Here is a 1473-nt window from a genome sequence, read left to right as displayed (position 1 = left end):
TTCCGATCACCATTTCTACCCCGCGAAATAAGCCTTTTAACTGTCTTGGATCCTCTAAACTAATGATTTGATGATTTTCCCTTAATTGACGGGCTACAGCTTCACAGAGGGGCAAATCCCGCGACTTTTGAAAAGGGACTAGGAGAATAAACGCCCCCGTACTGGTTTGTAAATCAATTAAAGCTTGGGTTAATTTATCTAATTTTGCCGGGGTTAATAGGGGATGGGGACGTAAATTGACGGCGATTCTTGGGGCAGGTAAATCCGATAATCCCTTGACTGATTGAGCGTCTAAAGCCCATACTGGATCGGGGGCAACAATGGGACTAATACCCCAACCAGCGACTAAATGAGCCGAAGCATCATCGCGCACAGTAACTAAACTACATTGTTTTAAGACTTTTTTGGTTAACCAACGTGTAAAAGGTCTATTTAATGGTCCAATTCCCTGCCCCCAAGCAATAGTTTTTAAGCCCAATAATTGAGCAAGAGCCATTAAACCACCGTAATAAATTGGGCTGGCAAAACTGGTGACATCCTGCATTAAACTGCCACCACCCCAGATAAATATATCCGCTTTTTTAAGAGTTTTAAAAACTTGCCACCAATCCCTACTAGGACAGGTTTCCACTCCATAACGTTGACTGGTTTCTCTGGGATTATTTGACAAAACAATAGGTTTAATTGCTGAGGGTAACATCTGCAATAGAGACACTAATAATGCCTCATCTCCTCCGTTTCCTCTCCCATAATATCCACAAATTACTGCACGCATATATTCAGTTATCAGTTATCAGTTATCAGTTGTCAGTTATCAGTTATCAGTTATCAGTTATCAGTTATCAGTTATCAGTTTATAGTGCTTTTCACGTTACTGAGGTATCGACAAGTTTTGCCAACAAAGGGTTTAAGCTCCTTGCTCATACCTCATTCTGATGAAAACTGCTATATCTATTTTCTTGTTCCCACTCATAACTAATAGCTTAAACCTGATCAGTGATCAGTGATCACTGATCACTGATTTAGTCGTCCATTTGCCAGGGTTCGGTGATGTTGTTTTCATCGAGGATATTTTTTGCTCTTAAAATCAAGATCAATTCACCTAGTATGGTGACATCGGGGGAACTATCAAACCATTGTAAAAAGACAGAATTATCCCTCTCCACTAGATAATAATTGTTCACGTCCCATTCGGCCAAAACTCGATCGATGACTAATAACACTTCCTCAGACCTGGTGGCAATCGATCGAGGTAATTGATCGCTAGGCCATAAAATCGCTACAGGATCGATCGCTTTGAGAATTGCTTGCCAACCGGGGAGAGGCACGATTGTTTGTTTATCCCCCACCGTTACCAGTCGAAAAGGTTCCTCGACGCTCAAACTTTCTGTGTGTTTTATATCAGTTACCGTCACCGGAAATCTTCCTACTAAAGGAATAATTCTGGCTAATTCGTCCTCATCCTGTAAACGA

The 1473-nt window shown here is 41.3% G+C and carries 2 protein-coding genes; both read right to left on the bottom strand.

Annotated elements, in window-relative coordinates; translation table 11 throughout:
* Nucleotides 1-775 (bottom strand): polysaccharide pyruvyl transferase CsaB (gene csaB, locus PX484_RS22825; RefSeq protein ID WP_288105653.1); only part of this gene is annotated, 775 nt, incomplete at its 3' end.
* Nucleotides 776-1022: 247 nt separating this feature from the next.
* On the bottom strand, nt 1023-1473 hold a 451-nt coding region (locus PX484_RS22820), incomplete at its 5' end, for a RuBisCO accumulation factor 1 (RefSeq protein ID WP_353853259.1).

Origin of the sequence: Microcystis sp. M49636_WE2 (genome assembly GCF_030065375.1) — a bacterium.
GTDB lineage: Bacteria > Cyanobacteriota > Cyanobacteriia > Cyanobacteriales > Microcystaceae > Microcystis > Microcystis aeruginosa_C.
The sequence above is the reverse complement of the archived record's forward strand: the minus strand, read 5'-3'. Positions and strand labels throughout refer to the sequence as shown.